Below are 19,249 nucleotides of genomic sequence, written 5' to 3' on the forward strand. Positions count from 1 at the left end.
ACATGAGACGCATCGCATCGAAGGTCACGAAGACAGTCCGAAAACAACTCTCTCCGGTTATTCGACCATTAATGGCGGCGCTGATCGTCGCCTTGCTCGTCACCGCCGTGGCCGTCGTGACGGGACTCGTCGACTACGTTCCCCAGTCGTCGGTTCCCGTGACGGGCTGGGTGATCTCATCGCGAGTCCTCCTGCTGGTGACGGTGTTCGTCCTCGTTGCACTCGTCTATGCCGGCTACAAACTGTACCGAAACTACGAGGACGCGATCACGGAGCAGTGGACACGACTCTCGATCTGGGCGCAGGCGACCATCGCTGGCGGGAGCTGTGGCGCAGTGGTCGCGATCGGACTCGGCATCGCCGCCGTCGCCGGTCCGGTTCCGCTCTGGTTCGTCCTCGCCGGCTCGCTGATCGCGTGGCCGGTCGCGACCGTGCTGACGCTCCGCCAGCGCCGCGAACCCGACACGGACGATAACTCGCCGTCCACGCTCCAGTCGGTCCTCATCAAAGCTGGCTATGCTCAGGTTAAACTCCTTCAGACGCGGACGCTGGCCGGTATCGTCGGTTTCGCCGGGGCCGTCCTGGGCAGTCTCGGCATCCGCACGCTGGTCGCGTGGCTCCCCTGGTTCGAGGGAACGCTCACGCATCTCCAGACGACTCTGCTGGCCGGTTTCCTGTGGCTGGTTGCGACGATCCTCGTCTACAACCGCTACGAGTCCGGAATCAGCGACCGGACCGATCTCAGAATCGTCGGCGTCTCGAGCCCGGAGTCACGCCCCGGCCGCGAACTGATGATCAAAAACGACGGCGTTGCGCCCGTCGAACTGGCTCAGGCGAAGATCCGCGATACGAAACGTGACCTCTATCAGTTCGACCTGGAGATGACACTCGAGCCCGGCGAACGTCGCCCCTTCGAGGTCCCGGAGGCGTTCCTCCTCGAGTCCAACGAGGCGGCGATGGACCTGCCGCTCGGATACACGCTCAAACAGGGCCGGGAACACCCGATCATCTACACGCGGACCGGCAAGCAATTCGTTCTCAAGGGCGGCAACGACGCTGAGGACCGTGATCCGACTCGGTCGTCCAACCCGTCGGCGATCGGGTTGAGCGCCGATCCGACGCCACAGGAGTAGCCGACGGTCCTGGGACGGCGTCAGCCACCCGCCGACCCCGATCACGGCCGCTCGGGCGCGTCGGGTCATCGGGACGATGGGCTGGATGCGGGACGATGGGCTGGATGGTTGCGACGCAGTGTGCCGTGGCCTCGAGCGCATAGTTACGAACCGTTACCCGTACAGTCTGGTGGGCTCTAATTTTGTGTTACGCATCGTCAAAACCATTAAGTGGTACTCTTATAATATCTCAATAAGAGCGTGTACACCGGCATCGTGGTGGGAGGGGGAGATGAATCGGCCATCGATGAGTGTGAACAGCGATTCGACGAACCGTGATGAAAACGACTGACGACCTCGGGTGTGAGACGGCGCTGCGGGAGATTAGCGTGACTGGTCGCTCGATGGGCGTAGATACATCGACGGCGGGCGAGTCGGACGACCGGCCGGGTGTTGCTCGACTCCGCTCCAGCGTCGCATCCATCGCGACGCTGACGCCCGACCGATTAGCGGGTGGGTTCGGCGTCCGGATTGCGCGGAAACGGAGTCCGATCGAGTTGTCGTTTTTTTCACCCGCCGTCGCTCCGCCTGACGGCGAGTCGGTGGACGACCCGGAGCTATCGATCGTGTCTCCATCACCGTTCGCCCGGCCGGACCATCACGAGGATGCGTTCACGTATCTCACGCAGTCCGGTCGGTCGGACCATGGGTCCCAGTCCGACGATGCGGTCGGACCGCTATCCGACTCGGCCACTCGGTCACCGGCAGAACGTGTATTCCGGTCCGACAGGCGATCACAGCTTCACGGGTTACGGACATCGGCCCGTTCCCAAGCGACATCGCACGAGCACGACGGTCCCGAACGCCGGGACGGAATCCGATCGTCGAAGCGAACGCACCGGCGAGGCGACGTTGAGGCGGGAGTCGCTGCCCGATCGAACGCTGATACGTCGCCGACCTCCGGAGCGAAGTCGGGGCCGATGCCCGACCGATCGAGACCGGTCGACGACGACCGGCCACGGCAGCCGACTGGCGGAACCGAACGACGGCAGCCGACCCGACCGCGGGCGATCGAAACACGTGTCACGTGGGCGGACGCAATCGCTCGGCGGACTCTACCCAGTTCCGCCGATTCCGAGCGTCGCCGCTCAGTGACCGATTTCGACCCGAACGTCCCGAGAAGTCACCCCTCGAGTCACAGCGAGTCGCTCGAACGCGAGACGCCATCGGACGTGACAACCGCGGCACGTCGGGAGCCGGCCCGCGGCGAGTCCGCGTCGCCGCCGGCGCTCATCGATCGACCGGTTCCGCCGACGGGGCCGACGGCTCCGCCGTCACCCTCGCGTGAGACCGCACAACGCCCGGTCCGGCATCCGCGTCCCGACGGTCGTCGCCCGATGTCGGCGGTCGACTCGAGTCCGGTACCGACGGCCGAGGGGCAGTCGACCCGTCGTGTCCCGGCGGGTCGAGTCGGTCCCGAGTCCGACGGCAGCTATCCGGCCGCGGACCCGGCTTCGACGACCGCTAGTGCCACGCAAAGCGCAAATCAGCCGTTACAACAGCCGTCGATCCGAACGGATCGTCGAGACCGGGAGACCCAGACTGCGACGAACGGCCGCGATCGCGGGCGCTCGACCACGCCGTCGCGTCGTCAGTCCGACGTCGGTACCATACACGATGGATGGACACCGATTCGAGCGGCCTCGATGTCGCCTCCTGTACGATCCGGGGGCGCGATCGAGCCGACGGTCGGATCAACCGTGAGTCGTAGTTCCGCCGCACCGGACTCGACCGGCCGCCTCGAGTGGCGGACTGACGGGACGACCCGGTCGGCTGTCTCGGCCGAAGGCCGCAAGCGCCATCCATCGCAAGCTCGGACCGACCACGGAGTCGGTTTCGATTCTACCCGAGAACAGTCACAGTCGATCGAATTCCGGACGGCCGACCCGGCCAGCGCCAGCGCGGACCGCCAACCGTCCGGCTCCGACTCGGGTCGAGCGGCCGCGGTCCAGTCGCGGCGACCGCGTCGCAACCGGCCGACGGTGATGACGACGGGTACCGATCGGATTCCACGGCAGTCGCGGGCGATCTCGACGGACTCGCGCGGGCTTCACGATGGGACGGCTGCAGTGGAGTCGTCGCGTTCCGCGTTCGTCTCCCGAGAGTCACGCGCATCGCCTCGGACCGATCGAACGGGTCACGAACCAGTAGCCCGGAGAACCGCCCCGTCAACCGCGACCCCTACCATGGCGGCTCCGAGCCGAGCAGGACAGTACCAGTACCCTCCCTTGGAGTTGGCGACCGAGGCTCGTGGCGCGCACACAGCTGACGGTCGGCCGGTGCCGGCCGCGACCGACCGTCGACTGACTGTGTCTCCGGGTTCGGTCGTCGGTCGACAGTCGGCCGAGTCACAGCGGCGATTCGATCCGAACGCCACATCCGTATCCGGGACTCCATCGCCACCGCCGGGTACGGACACTACCCGTGTGGTCGACGACTATCGATCCGGTTCCAGTACCGCCGCCACGACGACCGGACGCGCCGGACCCACTGAATCGCCTATCCGCGCGTTCTCGAGTGTGAGCGGTCGACCGTCTGGTGATCGCCGTCCCGACCGCACGCCCAGCTTCGAGCGTTCGACCACCGATATCCGGTCGTTCGGGTCGACTGCCACTGGTTTTTCACGGGGTGCGTCGTCGCCACGAACCGACGATCGGGACGATGGGCGGACGGGTTCCGGCCGGACCTCCGCGACCGAACGTCGGTCGTCGTCACGTCCCCCTGCGATGCAGTCGGACCGTCGGGGTTCGGAACTCGTGGTCTCTCGGCACTCGACCGCGGCGGTCAACTCGAGGACCGTACCCGACGAGATGGGAGCACCGGAACCTAATCGCCGGGCTCGCGTTTCGTCGCCGCCTCGGTCCGACGCAGGGCCATCGAACTTGCGACTTTCGAGCGCAACCGACGCCGCTGGGCGGGTCCAAAGGCGACCGGATAGTGTGGGTTCGATTGCCCGCTACGCCGCCGATGCGGTCCGGCCGGAGCGGAGTCGACCGTCGGATACCACGCCCACTCCGTCCTCGGCGACTGCCGCCCGCACCGGAAGTGACGGGTCGGCTCGAGAGGGAGCAGTGTCCGCTTGGGCCGCCACTCGCCCGTCCGATCCGACTGGCGACTCAGCAGCCGTCAGCCCGTCACGGCGCGACGATCCGGCCTCGATTCGAGCGCCGACGCGTATCGATTCGCTGCGATCTGTCGCGGCCACGGGACCGTCTCGAGGAGAGATCGGGGCCGATATCGCTCCTCTACTGGAACGGGAGCCGACGGAGCCGCGCGGAGCCGCGTCCCTGAACTCGCGAGGACCGCAGCTGGCGGTGACGGGAGGTGAGCGTTCCCATCGTTCGCAACAGGGAACTGAAGCCGCGGTCCGTTCGGAATCGAGTTCGGGACCGGTCCGCTCGTCGCGGCGCGAACCCGTGGCTGCGGACGCGCCCGATGTGATCTCTCAGCGCCGAGGGTCCGGAATGGAGCCAGTCACGCAGAGAGGCGGATCCGAAGCGGGGAGGCTCACACAGATGGGTGGCTCGCGGACGGGGTCGGTCTCTCGGACGCGATCGCACGACGGGGAGAGGGGCACTCGTTCGCTCGAGCACCCCCGCTCGAGCGCGGCGTCCGGGGCGACGACTGCGACGCCCGTGACGATATCGAACAGCGACACGCCGTCCGCACCCTCACACACGATTTCGAGGAGCCGGCAGCCGTCCGCTGCTGACACCGAACCCGCAGCCGCGTCTTCCGACCCGAAGACGGCTCTCGGAACGGCGGTCACCTCTAGTAGCCGTCGATTCGAGTCGGGGACAACGCGCGATCGAGCGGGCACGACTCCGCCGGACTCGAGCGGCCGGATGCCGGTCCTTCGACTGCGCTCCGATCGGGGACCGTCTCCTGGACGGAGCGATCGGACGATTCGGCCACCCGACTCGAGACCGGACTCGTCCCGTTCGGAGTCGGCGCTCCGCTCGGGACGTTCGAACCCGAACGCCGGAACCGAAATCGCGGTATCACAACCGGTTACGGGAACGCCCTCGTTCGTCTCGAGCCACGTGTCCAGTGCCACACAGAACACGTGGAGCGGGTCCGGTGACGGTTCGCAGTCCCGGACGGCCGGGCCGACCGGCCCGTCCCGGACGCGACGCGAGGGGGAACGGGCCACGAGTGATTCCTCGTTCCCCGACACCGGACCGGTCGGGGCTCGCGTTCGTGAAACGTCGACCCGGACGACGACACACACACATTCGACGAACGCCGTCGCCTCGCCGTCTCGCACCGCCTCGAACCCCCGCCGACCGACCCGTTCGAATCCCCTCACATCGGATGACGGCTCCCAGTTCGGAGCGGAGTTCGGTAGGCGGTCGGCGACACTCCAGTATCGGTCGCCCGCGGTGACCGATCCGACCGGGTCGCGGTCCCAGTCGCCTCGAGACGGGCGCTCGGCGGTCACCGTGTTCGATCACGGTAACGCGGCCGGCTCCTCGCCGACGGGAGCGATGGCGCAACACCGTCCGTCGGGTACCGATGCCCAGCGAACCGTTCCCGACCGATCGTCGTCCGAGCGAAAGGATAGTATCGATTCACGCCCTCGCTCGGAGGACTGGCGCGGTCGGGAACCGGCTACCGGACCGACTGGCGTCGATCCGCAGGAAGCAGTCGATTCGGCCACACTCCGGCGTCCGTCGAGGGATATGGGCGTCGATACCACGGCATCAGCCGCTCGATCGCGTCCCCGACCGGCTCGAGGAAGCCTTGTGCCCGACACGAGCCCGAGGATCGAGTCGGCGACGACCGCGGCAGCCGGGGCGACCGGTGTCGCGGCTACTCGAGCACCTCAGTCGGACCGACGGACGCCGCTTTCGGTTCTGCGAACGACGGCGGCCGGCTCGTCGGGCCAGTCTCACACGACTCATCGCTCGGTCCGTCCTGGCACCGCCGCTGCGAGCATGTCGGACGAGTCCGGTTCCCGATCCGACTCCCGTCCAGCGCGACCGCCGACGATCGCCGTCCGTCCGGGATCGACGGAGCGAGCCGACGCATCGTCGCGGCGAGACAGAGACCCCATCGGCGCTGGTGACTCGAGCCGGGAACGGGTCGGAACGGCCGCCACGGAGCCCGGTGACGCTGACGGTCTCGCGCCGACTGCGTCGGATCGGCCGTCGACTACGGCCGGGATCGCGGGCGAACGTCGACGGTTCGAATCGCGTCTCCGTATGCGTCGACGGCCGTCGACGGGGTCCTCTGCGACGGGCGAGGGACACAGCGGTCGTACTGGGGCCGATACCCCGTCGCTTTCCCTCCGGACTCGAGACGACGTATCGGAACCGACGACGGACGGGGCGGCCACATCGGCATCGTCGGGGCAGTCTCGGGTACCGAACGCCCCGAAAAATAAACCAACAACTAATACTATTGAATCAAATGAGGGACGTACGGGTGTGAACGGGATGCAAACGAGTGCAGCGTCAGACCGACCGTCGCTGACTTATCGACGGTCGTCGGCGACGGACGCGCCGTCCGTCGACCGGGGTGGACCGAACGGTTCGAACGCAACGCCGCGCGACTCGACGACACCGAGTGGAGCGGCTCGAGAATCGACCGCGAGTCGTACGACGCCGGGGCACGCCTCCGGTCGTGAGCGACGCGGATCGTCCGATCGAAGGGAGACTGGCGGTGATCGGACGCGATCCGGATTCGGGTCGAAGCGCGGACGGGAATCGGCCCAGTCCGGGTCGGCAGTCGGTCACGACGACGTGGGATCGAGACTGAACGACGGACAGCGGTCGTCGATCGATCGCCCCCAGCAGTCCGCGGCGCGCCGGTCGGAACCGCCGCGGGGTCGTCGATCCGATCAGGACCGTCACAGCCGGAACCGGTTCGACAGCGTCGATCTGTCGTCCGGTACGGACCCGCGGTTCGACGCCGACGTCGATCGCGCCGTTCAGGAACTCTACCGGAAGCTCGAGCGGAAGATCAGGGTCGAGCGCGAACGGAGGGGACTATAGATGAGCGGCAGCGGCAAGCTCGAGAAGGCCCAGATCATGATCCTGAACGGGAAACAGAAGGGCGAGACGATCGACTGTAAGTTCAACCCGAACGCCTACACGGTCGAGAAAAGCGTCAACTACGGCGAACTCAAGGCGACCGGCTCGGGGGCATCGATCATGCAGTTCGTCGACGGGAACGCGGAAACGCTGTCGATGGAACTGTTTTTCGATACGAGCGACGAACTGGATTCGAAGGGGTCGCCCGACACGGAGCGGGTCGATGTCCGCGAGCGGTATACGAAACACATCGATACGCTGCTGTCGGTCGACGGCGAGTTGCACGCGCCGCCGGTCTGTCGGTTCGTCTGGGGCGACGGAATCGACTTCACCGCCCTTGTTCAGCGGGCGAACAAGCAGTTCACGAAGTTCCTGCCCAGCGGCGTTCCCGTCCGTGCTCGAGTAAACGTCGTGTTCATGGAGTACAAGACGGCAGACTATCACAAATCCGAGGTGTCGCCGGAGTCGACGGACAAGACGAAAGTCTGGACGGTCACCGACGGTGACACTTTATGGCTGATCGCGGCCGAGGAGTATGGCGACTCGTCGCACTGGCGGACGATCGCCGATCACAACGACATCGAGGATCCCCGCGCGATCGAAGCGGGTGACAAACTCGAACTACCCCCGCTGTAGTCATGAGTACCGGAACGAACATTCAGCCGCGCTATTCGCCGCGGTTCAAAGTCGATATCGGCGACGCGAAGTTTCAGGAGCCGGGCGGCCGGATCGCCGACCTCGTCGTCGAGACGACTCTCGATGGCGCGGATCGGTTTTCGTTTACCCTGAACTTCCCGTTCGACGAGGAACTCGGGGAGTTCAGCGGCCTGACCTGGGACGATTTCGCGGTCGGAACGGATGTCGAGATCGCGATGGGGTACGGCGGTGACGGGACGCTGACGCCGCTGTTAACAGGTTCCATCCGCTCGATCAACGCCGAGTTCACGACCGACCGCGGACCGTCAGTCACGGTCTCGGGCTACGGGCTGCTCTGGGAACTCATGCAGGGAACTCGCTCGGACTCGTGGGCGGAGGAGACGGTCGGGTCGGCCGTCGAGGACGTGCTGTCGTCGTACCCGTTTTCGACGGTCGACGTCTCCGACGCGTCGATCAAACGCGAAAAGCTGATTCAGGACGGCCAGAGCGATTACCGGTTCCTCCAGCAGCTGGCCGAGACCTACGGGTTCGAGTTCTACGCCGAGCGGGACACCGTTCGTTTCCGCCCCCGCTCCGCGAAAGGCGACGGCGACGGTCCGGTCGCCGAACTGTGGTACGGCGAGGCGCTGCACGATTTCTACGCCGAAATCACACAGCGGTCTCAGATCGATGAGGTCGAGGTCCGGAGTTGGGACGAACAGAACAAATCCGAGATCGTCGCGACTGCCGGCAGCACGAACGCGAACTACAAGGAGGTTTTCAGAGTACAAGCAATGTCACGGGACGAAGCGAAACGGGTCGCCGAAACGAAATTGAATCGATTCTCCGACGGCGTCATCACCGGTCACGGTGAGGCCGACGGCACCCCCGAAATCAGGGCCGGCAGCGTTGTTCGACTCGAGGAGTTGGGGGGCCGATTCTCCGCTGACTACTACGTCACCGAAGCCACTCATCGGATGGGAAGCGCAGGCTATCGGACGTCCTTCGAGGTAACGGAGGTGTCCTCGTGAAGCCGTCCGGGTTCATCGACGACGGGGGCGCGGACGACGGCGGTATTCGCGGCGTCGCCGTCGGCATCGTGACGGACAACGAGGACCCGAAGGATCTCGGTCGAGTCAAACTCCAGTTCCCGTGGCGCGACGCCGACGACGAGAGTCACTGGGCGCGGATCGCCACCGAGATGGCCGGCAACGAGTACGGGAGCTACTTCCTGCCGGAGATCGACGACGAGGTACTGGTCGCGTTCGAGAACGGCGACATTCACAAGCCGTTCGTGATCGGGTCGTTGTGGAACGGCAAGCAGAAACCACCGCAGAAAAACGGCAACGGGAACAACGATATCCGTGAGGTTCGCTCCCGGAGCGATCACGTGATCGCGTTCGACGACGCCGACGACGGCAGTATTACGATTCGAACGACCGGCGGCAACGAGATCGTAATCGACGACTCGGGCAGTTCGGAGACGATCAGCATCAGTGACGAGTCCAGCGACAACAGCATTACGATCGATTCCGACAGCGGTTCGGTCGCGATCGACGCGAAATCGGAACTCGAACTCTCGGCATCGACGATCTCCCTCGACGGGAACTCCGTGGAGATAACGGGCAAAAAGGGCGTCAAGATCAAAGGGAAGGGCCCAGTCAATGTCGATAGCAAGGCGAAACTCGCGCTCTCCGGGTCGATGGTTAACGTCGACGGGACCGGGATGGTAAAAGTTAAAGGGAAACTAATTACCTTGAATTAAAATAGAGTCAAATGCAACCAGCAGCGAGAGTCGGCGACCAGACGACACACGGGACGCCGCTGACCGGGACCGGCAGTCCGAACGTCCTGATCGGGAAGCGGCCCGCGTGGCGAGCGTTGGCGGACGTTCATACGTGTCCGCTCACCACCGGACCCGTCCCCCACGTCGGCGGCACCGTGACCAAGGGGAGTACGAGCGTCCTAATCAACAAGATGCCCGCGGCGAGAATGGGCGATACGATCGTCGAGAGCGGACCGCCCAACACGATCGTGAGTGGGTGTTCGACGGTCATGATCGGCTGACTCATGTCCGATGAGTTTCTCGGAACCGGCTGGTCGTTTCCGGTCGAGACCGATGCCCGCGGCTCAGTCCGAACGTCCGAGGCCGAGGACGACATCCGCGAGTCGATCCGGATCATTCTCGGAACGGCCAAGGGTGAGCGAGTGATGCGACCCGAATTCGGCTGTGAGATCCACGACCACGTGTTTTCGGCCGCGACGCCGGCGACGCTGAACCTCATCGAGAGCAGCGTCCGCGAGGCGCTCGTCCAATGGGAGCCGCGAATCGATATCGAGGACATCGATGCTCGAACGGACGACGAAGCGCCGAACAAGGTCCTCATCGACATCGAGTATCGGGTTCGAACGACCAACAGCCTCTCGAACATGGTGTATCCGTTCTACATCACGGAGGGCGACGGATGAGTCGGCCACCGGTCGTCGACGACAGGGATCGGGAGGAACTGTACGCCGAGGTGCGGACCCTCGCGGATCAGTACACCGAATCGTGGGACCCGTCGACGGACGACAACGCCACCGTGCTCTTGCGGATCTTCTCCCAGCTCGGTGCCGACGTCATCCGGCGGCTGAACGACGTCCCGTCGAAACACCGAATCGCGTTCCTCGACGCGCTCGGGTTCGATAGGCGACCGCCCCAGGCCGCACGGCTTCCACTGACGTTTTCGGTCTCAGCCGATATCGATCGCAACGTCGCGATCCCCGGCGGGACACAGGCCGTCGCGGAACCGAGCGACGGTCCAGACCAGATCTTCGAGATTCCACAGGACGACGGGTTCGAAGCGACTGGGGCATCGCTGACGGATGTGCTCTCCGTCGATCCCGCCGCCGATCGAATCGTCGACCACGGCGACGTTCGAACCGCCGACGAACCGGTCGAACTGTTCAGCGGTGACACGATTCAGGAACACGTTCTCTATCTAGCACACAGCGACCTGCTGACTCTCGAGCCGGGTTCGCCGATTACGATCACCGCCGAGATGGCCACCGACAATCCGGTCCTCGAGACCGACGCCGTCTGGGAGTACTACGGCGAGGAGGACGGAACGGAGGGATGGCATCGGCTCGAGGAGTGGACTGACGACGAGGCGGCCGACGACGCGGTTCGGCTCGACCTGCTACAGGAACGGCTCCAGTCTTCTGCCTCGCGATCCCGCGATGGCGATCGGCTCGAGTTGCGGTTTCGGCTTCCCGGAACGCCGGTCGAACACGCGGTCGACGGCGTCGAAAGTCGATGGCTTCGGTGTCGGATCGATGATGACGAGCCCGAACCGGATGTGTTCTCGTTGCACCTGGAATCGATTTCGGCCAGCGTCGGCCGCGATCCGAGCGAGGACGGACTCGCTCCGGACTCGCTACGTTCGAACGACGTTCCGCTCTCGACGGACGACGGGGACGTTCGGCCGCTCGGTCGGCTGCCCCAACCGCCGGCGACGTTCTATATCGCCTCGGAGGAGGCCTTTACCAAGCGGGGCGGGGTCGTCGAGGTACGGTTCGACCCGCCCGCCGAACCGGACGCGGACGAACTCGATGCCGACACGCCCGGCGACGTCGACATCGACGCCGACGGTTCGTCGGCGGCCGAGGGCGTGGGGGTGCTCGGCGGGCCGCCGGAACTCTCCTGGGAGTACTGGACCGGTAGCGGCTGGAACCGACTGACCGTTCTCGAGGACGAGACGAACGCGCTGCGGCGGGCCGGCCACGTTCGCTTTACCGTTCCCGAGGACATCGAACCGACGGCGGTGTCCGGCCACGAAAACGTCTGGGTCCGCGCTCGGCTGGTCAGTGGAAACTACGGACAGCCGTCGTTCGGCGTCACCGATGCCGGCACACGGGGGTCGGTCGTCAACTCGCCCGACCCGCCCTGTTTCGGCGACATTTCGATTCACTACGACCGCGGGATGCAACCGTTCGAGACGATTCGGACGCGCAACAACGCCGCCATCAGCGGCGACCTCGCGGGAAGCGAATCGCCGATCTCGCCGTTCGACGAACTCCCCGAAGACACCCAGACGCTGTATCTGGGGTTCGACGAAACGCTTCGAAACGGCCCGCTTACGTTTTTCGTCCCGATCGAGGACGTCACCTATCCGCGCTCGTTCGATCCCGGCATGCGCTGGGAGTACTGTGTGGATCCCGACGCCGACGAATGGTCGAAACTCACCGTCCGGGACCGGACCGGCGGGTTGACCGAGCGTGGTATCATCGAGTTGACCTTCCCTGAACCGACGACCGCGTTCGACCGCTTCGGTCGGCGCTGCCACTGGATTCGCGTCCGGGTTACCCAAGACGAGTTCGATCGGCGACCGATCGACGGCTCGCAGTCGGCGCGATCGGCTCCCGACGCTGATCAGCCCCGGGACCGGACCACAGCCCCGCCGACCCTCGACGGACTATATCCGAACACGCAGTGGGCCTACAACACGCGGACGATCGAGGACGAAGTCCTCGGCTCGAGTGACGGTACCCACGAGCAATCGTTCGCGTGTGCCCACGCGCCGGTCATCGACGTCGACGTGTGGGTCGACGAGTCCGAGACGGTGTCGACCAGCGAACGGCGCGACCTCCGCTCGGAGCGGCCCGAGGACGTTCGACGCGTCATCGATGCCAGCGGCGACGTGACGGAGTATTGGATCCGATGGCAGCAGGTCTCGGACTTCCTGGAATCCGAGGCGACCGACCGCCACTACGTCGTCGACAGGATCGACGGAACCGTCAGCTTCGGCGACGGCAACCGGGGCCGGATCCCGCCGGCCGGACAGGGGAACATCACGGTCACGTATACGACCGGCGGCGGGCGCGACGGCAACGTCGCGGCCGACACGATCACCGATCTACAGAGTTCAATCTCGCTGGCCGAGGACGTCTCGAACCCGAAGCCCGCCGACGGCGGGGCCGATGCCGAGTCCAGGGATGCGCTCGTCGAACGAACCACGAACCAGCTCAAACACCGCGACCGGGCGGTTACGCCGACCGACTACGAACGGGTCGCGAACGCGGCGTTTCGCGAACTGTCGAAAGTCAAGTGCGATCCGGACGGGGCCGCCGAGGCCGGCAGCGTCACCCTCCTGATCGTTCCCCACGCACAGCGGGAGAAACCGGTGCCGTCGATGGAACTCAAACAACGAGTTCGCGAGACGGTCCGCGACCGTGCGCCAGCCTCGCTCGTGGAGTCCGAAACGTCCCGGATCGTCGTCCGCGGACCGAGCTACGCCGAGCTCTCGGTCTCGGTCGCGGTGTCCATGGCCGACAGCACGAGCGTCTCGCTGCTGAAGGCGGCGATCGAACGACGGCTCGACGAGTTCCTGCATCCCCTCGACGGAAACGGGGGCCACGGGTGGGCCTTCGGCGAGGCCCCGTCGGTCGACGCGCTGGCCGAACTCGTCGACGGTGCGGACCACGTCGCTCACGTGGTCGATCTGGATGCGACGATCGAGGTTGGCGGCGAGCAACGCTCCCTGTCCGAGCGCGAGACGGGGCCACCCCTCCCGTCTGACGGACTCGTCTGTAGCGGGGCTCACGACGTGGCGGTCACGATGGAGGCGGATCGCTCGTGAGCGACGTGCTCCGATCCGACCGCCGTAACCGGCGACCGACCGAAGGTGATGGACGTGGGCATTGACGTTCCGGAACTCGACGACAGAACCTACGAGGAGATCCTGTCAGAGGCCACGAACCTCATTCCAGCCTACGCCGACGAGTGGACCGACGCCAATCCGCACGATCCCGGGATCACGATCCTCGAGGTTCTGGCCTGGTTGACCGAAACGTACGTCTATCAACTCGACAGGGTCACCGACGACCACCGTGAAAAGTACCTCGCGTTGATGGGCGAGCGCCGACGGCCGCCGACGCCGGCGTCGACGCGTCTGCGACTGTCGCTGCCGACCGACGCCGCGTGGGGACGACTCCCCGCCGGAACGCAGTTCTCGGTCACCGATACCAACGATGCCGACGCGAGCTACCGGTTCGAGACCGACCATGCGGTCACGCTGACCGCGGCGACCCTCGAGCGCGTGCTGACGGTGACCGATAGCGGCCGGACCGACAACACCCACGCGAACCGGACCGACGGGATGTTCTACCGTGCGTTCGGTGCCGACGCGACCGCGGGGGACGCCTGCTATCTGGGATTCGATAGCGATCCCTTCGCACATGCCCGGACGCTGACCCTGACCGTCAACTACCACGAGGACAACCTCCCGGAGCCGGCGACCCACGGCTCGCTCGAGTCGTCGTTCGAGCCCTCGGTCGAACCCGTCTGGGAGTATCGCCGCGGGGACGACGACGCGTGGCACCGGCTTTCGGTCGCGGCCGACGGGACGAACGCGTTCTATCGGAGCGGCCGGATCGAACTGGTCCTGCCCGACGACCGGGCGGTGACGAGCGGTGCGGACATGCCCGACCCGCCGGCTGCCGTTCGGTCGACGGACCGACCGTGGCTCCGGTGTCGTCTCGAGACGGCCGGACACGAAATCCCGCCGCAGTTCGACGCCATCGAGCCGAACGTCGTCTCGGTCAGCCATCGGGTGTCGGTCCGCGACGAAGCGCTGACGCAGGTCGGCCGCCCGCACGAGACGCCGGCGCTCGACGGCCAGACGTACGCCTTCGAGCGGTCACCGGTGCTCTCCGCGACGGTGTTCGTCGACGGGCAACGGTGGCAGGCGGTTCCCGACTTCGATGCCTCCGGGCCCGACGATAGACACTTCGTCCTCGACCGGGAGGCGGGAACCGTCACCTTCGGCGATGGCAATCACGGTCGGGTTCCGCCCGCCGATGCCACCGTCGTCGCCGACTACGTTGCCGGCGGCGGCGAGGCCGGAAACGTTCCGGTCGAGACGATCTGGCATCTCGCCGATCCCGACGTCTCGCTCGAGGGACCGATCGACGGGAGCGACATCGAGGCGACACCGACGGCGGCCGCGACCGGGGGCGCTGCCAGGGAGACCATCGACGACGCGCTCGACCGCGTGCGACGCGACCGCCGGATCCCGTACCGGGCGATCACTGCCGACGACTACCGGTACGTCGCCGCGCATACGCCCGGGCTCAGGATCGGCCGGACGAACGTGCTCGTCGAGGACGGCGAGATCACCGTCGTCGTCGTTCCCTTCGCGCCGCCCGACGTTGGGATGCCGGAACCGAGCGAGGGGTTCCTGCGCGCCGTCAGGCAGCATATCGGCGACCGGAAACTGCTGAGTGACCGGGTCCGCGTGATGGGTCCCCGGTACGTCGGTCTCGATATCTCGGTTACCGGTCGGGCCAGGGCTCGATACGCCGGCGGTGGTCACGATGTCGCCGTTCGGACCGCCATCGAGGAGTTCATCCATCCCCTGACGGGGAACGACGGAACGGGATGGCCGTTCGGAGAGGCGTTGCACCGTTCGGAACTCGTCGACCGGATCGCGGAACTGGACGTGATAGACCGGGTCAGCGAAGTCACGATCGTCGCCCACGGCGGTGCAACGATCGACGACGGGACCGTCCGGATCGACGATACCTCGCTGTTCGCCGTCAAAGACGTGACGACGGATCTCTCGATCCAAACCGATTCGACCGATGGGGGTGTCTAACTCATGGACTTTTCATACGCGACGACGACGAGTACCGCGGACTGGCGGGAGTGGATCGGACGAAACGTCGATGTCCGCGAGGAGGGGATCGGACTGGCAACGACGGTTTCCATCGAGCGATCGGCGATCGACGACGCTGTCGTCGACGCAGCGATGGATTCGAACGGCGATTTGTACAGCCTTCACACGTCGGGGTCGCTCTATCGCCACGACCCGACGACGGACATCACACAACGCCTGTGGACCCGTTCCGCTGGCGATATCGACGATCCGTGTGTGCTCTGTGTCGACGACGATCGAGCCTTCATCGCGGATGGAACCGACGGCTCCATCACCGTCATCGCACCACAACTCCAGCGGACGATCGGAACCATCGAGACCGACGCGACCGACCCGATCGGGATCGCCCACGGTGGGGGCTGCCTCTACCTCCTCGACGATGTCGGTCGTGTCCGGACCATCGGCCGGGACGGGGGTGCCGAGTTAACGATCGACTGGTGGCTCGTCGACCCGACCGACATCACTGTCGGTGCGGACGGCCGTGGGTACGTGCTCGACCGTAACGACGGCGACCCGATCATCCGGACGTTCGGGGACAACGACACCGCCGACCAGTTCCCGATTACGGAGGCCGAGTTCGTCGCGGCGGACAGCAAGTTCTCCCCGACTGCGGTCTCGGTGGTCGACGACACGCTCTTCGTCGCTGGCCAACTAGAGGACGAACTGCCTGCCCTGTTCGAGCGCGACCCCGAATCGGGAGCGTTCCGCGAGCGCCATCGGTTCGACCGGTCCTGTCGGACCCTCGCCGCTCGACCGACCGCGCCCGACGACCGGCGGGAGCTGTACGCCGTTACCGGTTCGAACGGCTCCGGCCAGTTGCTCCGGGAGCGACAGCGCCACGCGCGCCATCCGCGGCGGGACCGTCACGTCGGCGACGCGTTCCACCGATACGATTCCGGCTCGGACGACACCGAGTGGCACCGCCTCGCGCTCGAACTCTCCCAGCTGACCGCGAGCACGCAGGTCCGGGTCCGATATCTCGCGACGAACCATCCGATGCCCAGCGACGCTGCCTTCGCGGACCTCGATGCGATATCGGCCGACGCGGCCGATTCGCTGCGTGATCTGGGCGTCACCTCCGTCTGGGAGCTTGCCCGTCGCGACAGCGACCGGCTCACAGCGGCGCTGCCGGACCGGTTCCGGTCGGACGTAGATGCTTGGCAGACCGCAGCGATCGACGCGCTGGCGGCACACGCTGATGTCCACTGGACGACCGTCGACGCTCTGAACCCGGACGACGTCTTCTTGCGGGACGCCGTCGGTCGTTACCTGTTCGTCGCGCTCGAACTCGACGGGAGCCCGCAGTCATCGCCGCGTGTCGACTCCGTGACGGCGTTCTGTCCGCGTCAGTCGTACCTCCGATACCTTCCGGAGCTCTACCAGGAGGACGATCGTTCGGCCGCGTTCTTAGAACAGTACCTCTCCGTCTTCGAGTCCGTCTTCGCCGATATCGAGGCGGAAATCGACGACATCGGCCGCTACTTCGACCCCGATGCCGTTCCGAGCGAGGCCCTCTCGTGGCTCGGGCAGTGGCTCGCGGTCGAGACCGACGAGAACTGGCCCGAGGACGCACGGCGGGAACTGCTCTCTCGAGCGCCGGCGCTGTACAAACGACGCGGCACGAAAGCAGGGCTCCAGTCGATGCTCGAACTCTATCTCCGCCATACCGGATCGGCCTCGGCGGCTCCTTCATCGGCAGCCTCGCCGGGAGATGGCGGCTTCGACGGCGATGGCGGGAGCGGTGTCGACGGGGACAGTCCCGCAGCACCGACGGCGACGGCCGACGGCGGCGACGGAACCGTCGGAGATACGCCGTCGGGCCACCGCCTGTTCTTTATCGACGACGACGACCTCGCGTGTATCGACCGCGATTCGGTTCGCCGCCAGTATCCGCTTCCCGCGTCCGGGCCGCAGTCGTTTGCCGTGTTCTGTGGGCCGTTCGAAACCGACGACGAACGGGACGCGATCGAGGCGATCGTCGAATCCGGGAAACCGGCCCACGTCGGCGCTGATGTCGTCGAAATCGACGACGAGTTGAGTCTCGAGGGCGATACGTTCCTGGGAATCAACAGCAGATTGACTGAACGGGAGTTCGCGCTCGGCGAGACGACGCTCGGCGAGAACACGGTGCTCGTCGATCGAACCGAATCGGAGTAACGATGCTCGGTGGGCCGTCGCCAAGGAACACCTACAGTATGCTTCGGATCGTCCGTCCGAATTGAACAATGGTCGTTGGAGATGTCACCACTGGAACGGACGTACTGGTAATCGGTGCTGGACCCGCTGGCTACGTGGCCGCGATCCGCGCCGGACAACTCGACCTGGACGTCACGCTCGTCGAGAAGGACGCCTACGGGGGAACCTGTCTGAACTACGGTTGTATTCCGTCGAAAGCCCTGATTACCGCGACGGATATCGCCCACGAGGCCGCCTCCGCCGAGGAGATGGGGATTCACGCCGACCCCGCGATCGATCTCGCCGGGATGATGGACTGGAAAGACGGCGTCGTCGATCAACTCACGAGCGGCGTCGAGAAACTCTGCAAGGCGAACCAGGTCAATCTGCTCGAGGGCACCGCCCACTTCGCGGACGAGAACACCGTCCGCGTCTCGCACAGCGGTGAGGGGCAGGGCTCGGAGACGCTCGAGTTCGAACACGCGATCGTCGCAACCGGTTCGCGGCCCATCCAGATCCCGAACTTCGAGTTCGACGACGAGCCGGTCTTGGATTCCAAACAGGCGCTCGCGCTCGATTCCGTTCCTGACTCGCTGGTCGTCGTCGGGGCCGGCTACATCGGGATGGAACTCGCCGGCGTCTTCGCCAAACTGGGGACCGACGTGACCGTTATCGAAATGCTCGACTCGATCCTGCCGGGGTACGACGACGACCTCAAGCGTCCCGTCAAACAGCGGGCGGCCGATCTCGGGATCGACTTCGAGTTCGGCTACACCGCATCCGACTGGGACGAGCGCGAGGACGGCGGGATCCGCGTCGTCGCCGACCCAGCCGAACAGGCCACCGCCGACGGTGGAAGCGCCGAAGCCGTCGCGGACGAGCGCCTCGAACTCGACACCGAGAAGGTCCTCGTCGCCGTCGGCCGTCAGCCGGTCTCGGACACGCTCGACCTCGCGGAAGCCGGTGTCGAGACCGACGATCGCGGGTTCATCGAAACCGATTCGCGCGCACGCACGAACGTCGATCACATCTTCGCCGTGGGCGACGTCGCCGGCGAACCGATGCTCGCTCACAAAGGCAGCGCAGAGGGACAGGTCGCTGCCGAGGTGATCGCCGGCGAACCAGCAGCGATCGACCACCAGGCCATGCCCGCGGTCGTCTTCACCGACCCCGAAATCGCTACCGTCGGGATGACCGAATCCGAGGCCGACGACGCCGGCTTCGAGACCGTCACCGGTCAGTTCCCGCTCCGCGCCAGCGGCCGTGCGTTGACCACCGGCGACTCCGACGGCTTCGTCAAGATCGTCGCCGACGACGCGGACGGCTACGTCCTCGGCGCTTCGATCGTCGGCCCCGAAGCCTCGGAACTGATCGCCGAACTCGGCCTCGCGATCGAACTCGGTGCAACCCTCGAGGACGTCGCCTCGACGGTTCATGCGCATCCGACGCTCTCGGAGGCAGTGATGGAGGCCGCCGAAAACGCGCTCGGCCACGCGATTCACACGCTCAATCGGTAATCCGTTTACTGGATCTGGAA

The 19,249-nt window shown here is 65.8% G+C and carries 12 protein-coding genes; 11 read left to right on the forward strand and 1 reads right to left on the reverse strand.

All coding sequences use genetic code 11. The annotated features are described in order from the left end of the window. Positions 1-71: 71 nt before the first annotated feature. A complete protein-coding gene (locus FGF80_RS01510) occupies positions 72-1,133 on the forward strand; it encodes a hypothetical protein (RefSeq protein ID WP_006187157.1) in 1,062 nt (353 codons plus the stop codon). A gap of 3,484 nt (positions 1,134-4,617) precedes the next feature. Here FGF80_RS01510 and FGF80_RS01525 read toward each other — a convergent pair. Then, positions 4,618-5,613: a hypothetical protein gene (locus tag FGF80_RS01525; protein WP_138651835.1), complete on the reverse strand. Its 996-nt coding sequence runs from the start codon at positions 5,611-5,613 to the stop codon at positions 4,618-4,620. Positions 5,614-6,916: 1,303 nt separating this feature from the next. Between FGF80_RS01525 and FGF80_RS19480 the strand changes: the two genes are divergently transcribed. The 10 genes from FGF80_RS19480 to lpdA all read left to right on the forward strand — a co-directional run bounded on the left by FGF80_RS19480 (position 6,917) and on the right by lpdA (position 19,229). After that, the gene (locus tag FGF80_RS19480; RefSeq protein ID WP_238705331.1) at positions 6,917-7,168 is read left to right on the forward strand and encodes a hypothetical protein; all 252 of its coding nucleotides are present in this window, start codon (positions 6,917-6,919) and stop codon (positions 7,166-7,168) included. Beyond that, positions 7,169-7,843: a CIS tube protein gene (locus FGF80_RS01540; RefSeq protein ID WP_006187166.1), complete on the forward strand. Its 675-nt coding sequence runs from the start codon at positions 7,169-7,171 to the stop codon at positions 7,841-7,843. It abuts the gene before it with no gap. Positions 7,844-7,845: 2 nt separating this feature from the next. Beyond that, positions 7,846-8,874, forward strand: a complete 1,029-nt coding sequence (locus FGF80_RS01545; protein WP_006187167.1) for a phage late control D family protein — start codon at positions 7,846-7,848, stop codon at positions 8,872-8,874. Then, entirely contained in the window at positions 8,871-9,608 is a 738-nt protein-coding gene (locus FGF80_RS01550; protein ID WP_006187168.1) for a phage baseplate assembly protein V, read from the forward strand. The genes FGF80_RS01545 and FGF80_RS01550 overlap by 4 nt, the downstream gene beginning before the upstream one ends. A gap of 11 nt (positions 9,609-9,619) precedes the next feature. Further along, a complete protein-coding gene (locus FGF80_RS01555; protein WP_138651839.1) occupies positions 9,620-9,910 on the forward strand; it encodes a PAAR domain-containing protein in 291 nt (96 codons plus the stop codon). A gap of 3 nt (positions 9,911-9,913) precedes the next feature. Then, a complete protein-coding gene (locus FGF80_RS01560; protein WP_006187170.1) occupies positions 9,914-10,312 on the forward strand; it encodes a GPW/gp25 family protein in 399 nt (132 codons plus the stop codon). Continuing rightward, complete coding sequence (locus FGF80_RS01565; RefSeq protein ID WP_138651841.1) at positions 10,309-13,461, forward strand: putative baseplate assembly protein; 3,153 nt, start codon at positions 10,309-10,311, stop codon at positions 13,459-13,461. The genes FGF80_RS01560 and FGF80_RS01565 overlap by 4 nt, the downstream gene beginning before the upstream one ends. Positions 13,462-13,509: 48 nt before the next feature. Then, the gene (locus FGF80_RS01570) at positions 13,510-15,477 is read left to right on the forward strand and encodes a putative baseplate assembly protein (RefSeq protein ID WP_138651843.1); all 1,968 of its coding nucleotides are present in this window, start codon (positions 13,510-13,512) and stop codon (positions 15,475-15,477) included. 3 nt (positions 15,478-15,480) lie between these two features. After that, positions 15,481-17,694: a phage tail protein gene (locus FGF80_RS01575; RefSeq protein ID WP_138651844.1), complete on the forward strand. Its 2,214-nt coding sequence runs from the start codon at positions 15,481-15,483 to the stop codon at positions 17,692-17,694. A gap of 68 nt (positions 17,695-17,762) precedes the next feature. Beyond that, positions 17,763-19,229, forward strand: a complete 1,467-nt coding sequence (gene lpdA, locus FGF80_RS01580; RefSeq protein WP_138651846.1) for a dihydrolipoyl dehydrogenase — start codon at positions 17,763-17,765, stop codon at positions 19,227-19,229. The last annotated feature ends 20 nt before the right edge of the window (positions 19,230-19,249 follow it).

This window comes from Natrinema pallidum, from assembly GCF_005890195.1.
GTDB lineage: Archaea > Halobacteriota > Halobacteria > Halobacteriales > Natrialbaceae > Natrinema > Natrinema pallidum.

Bases quoted from the DNA above. Each gene is read 5' to 3' on its own strand.
- lpdA (WP_138651846.1), top strand. From the start codon at position 17,763: ATGGTCGTTGGAGATGTCACCACTGGAACGGACGTACTGGTAATCGGT.
- FGF80_RS01570 (WP_138651843.1), top strand. From the start codon at position 13,510: ATGGACGTGGGCATTGACGTTCCGGAACTCGACGACAGAACCTACGAG.
- FGF80_RS01555 (WP_138651839.1), top strand. From the start codon at position 9,620: ATGCAACCAGCAGCGAGAGTCGGCGACCAGACGACACACGGGACGCCG.
- FGF80_RS01575 (WP_138651844.1), top strand. From the start codon at position 15,481: ATGGACTTTTCATACGCGACGACGACGAGTACCGCGGACTGGCGGGAG.
- FGF80_RS01545 (WP_006187167.1), top strand. From the start codon at position 7,846: ATGAGTACCGGAACGAACATTCAGCCGCGCTATTCGCCGCGGTTCAAA.
- FGF80_RS01560 (WP_006187170.1), top strand. From the start codon at position 9,914: ATGTCCGATGAGTTTCTCGGAACCGGCTGGTCGTTTCCGGTCGAGACC.
- FGF80_RS01540 (WP_006187166.1), top strand. From the start codon at position 7,169: ATGAGCGGCAGCGGCAAGCTCGAGAAGGCCCAGATCATGATCCTGAAC.
- FGF80_RS01565 (WP_138651841.1), top strand. From the start codon at position 10,309: ATGAGTCGGCCACCGGTCGTCGACGACAGGGATCGGGAGGAACTGTAC.
- FGF80_RS01510 (WP_006187157.1), top strand. From the start codon at position 72: ATGGCGGCGCTGATCGTCGCCTTGCTCGTCACCGCCGTGGCCGTCGTG.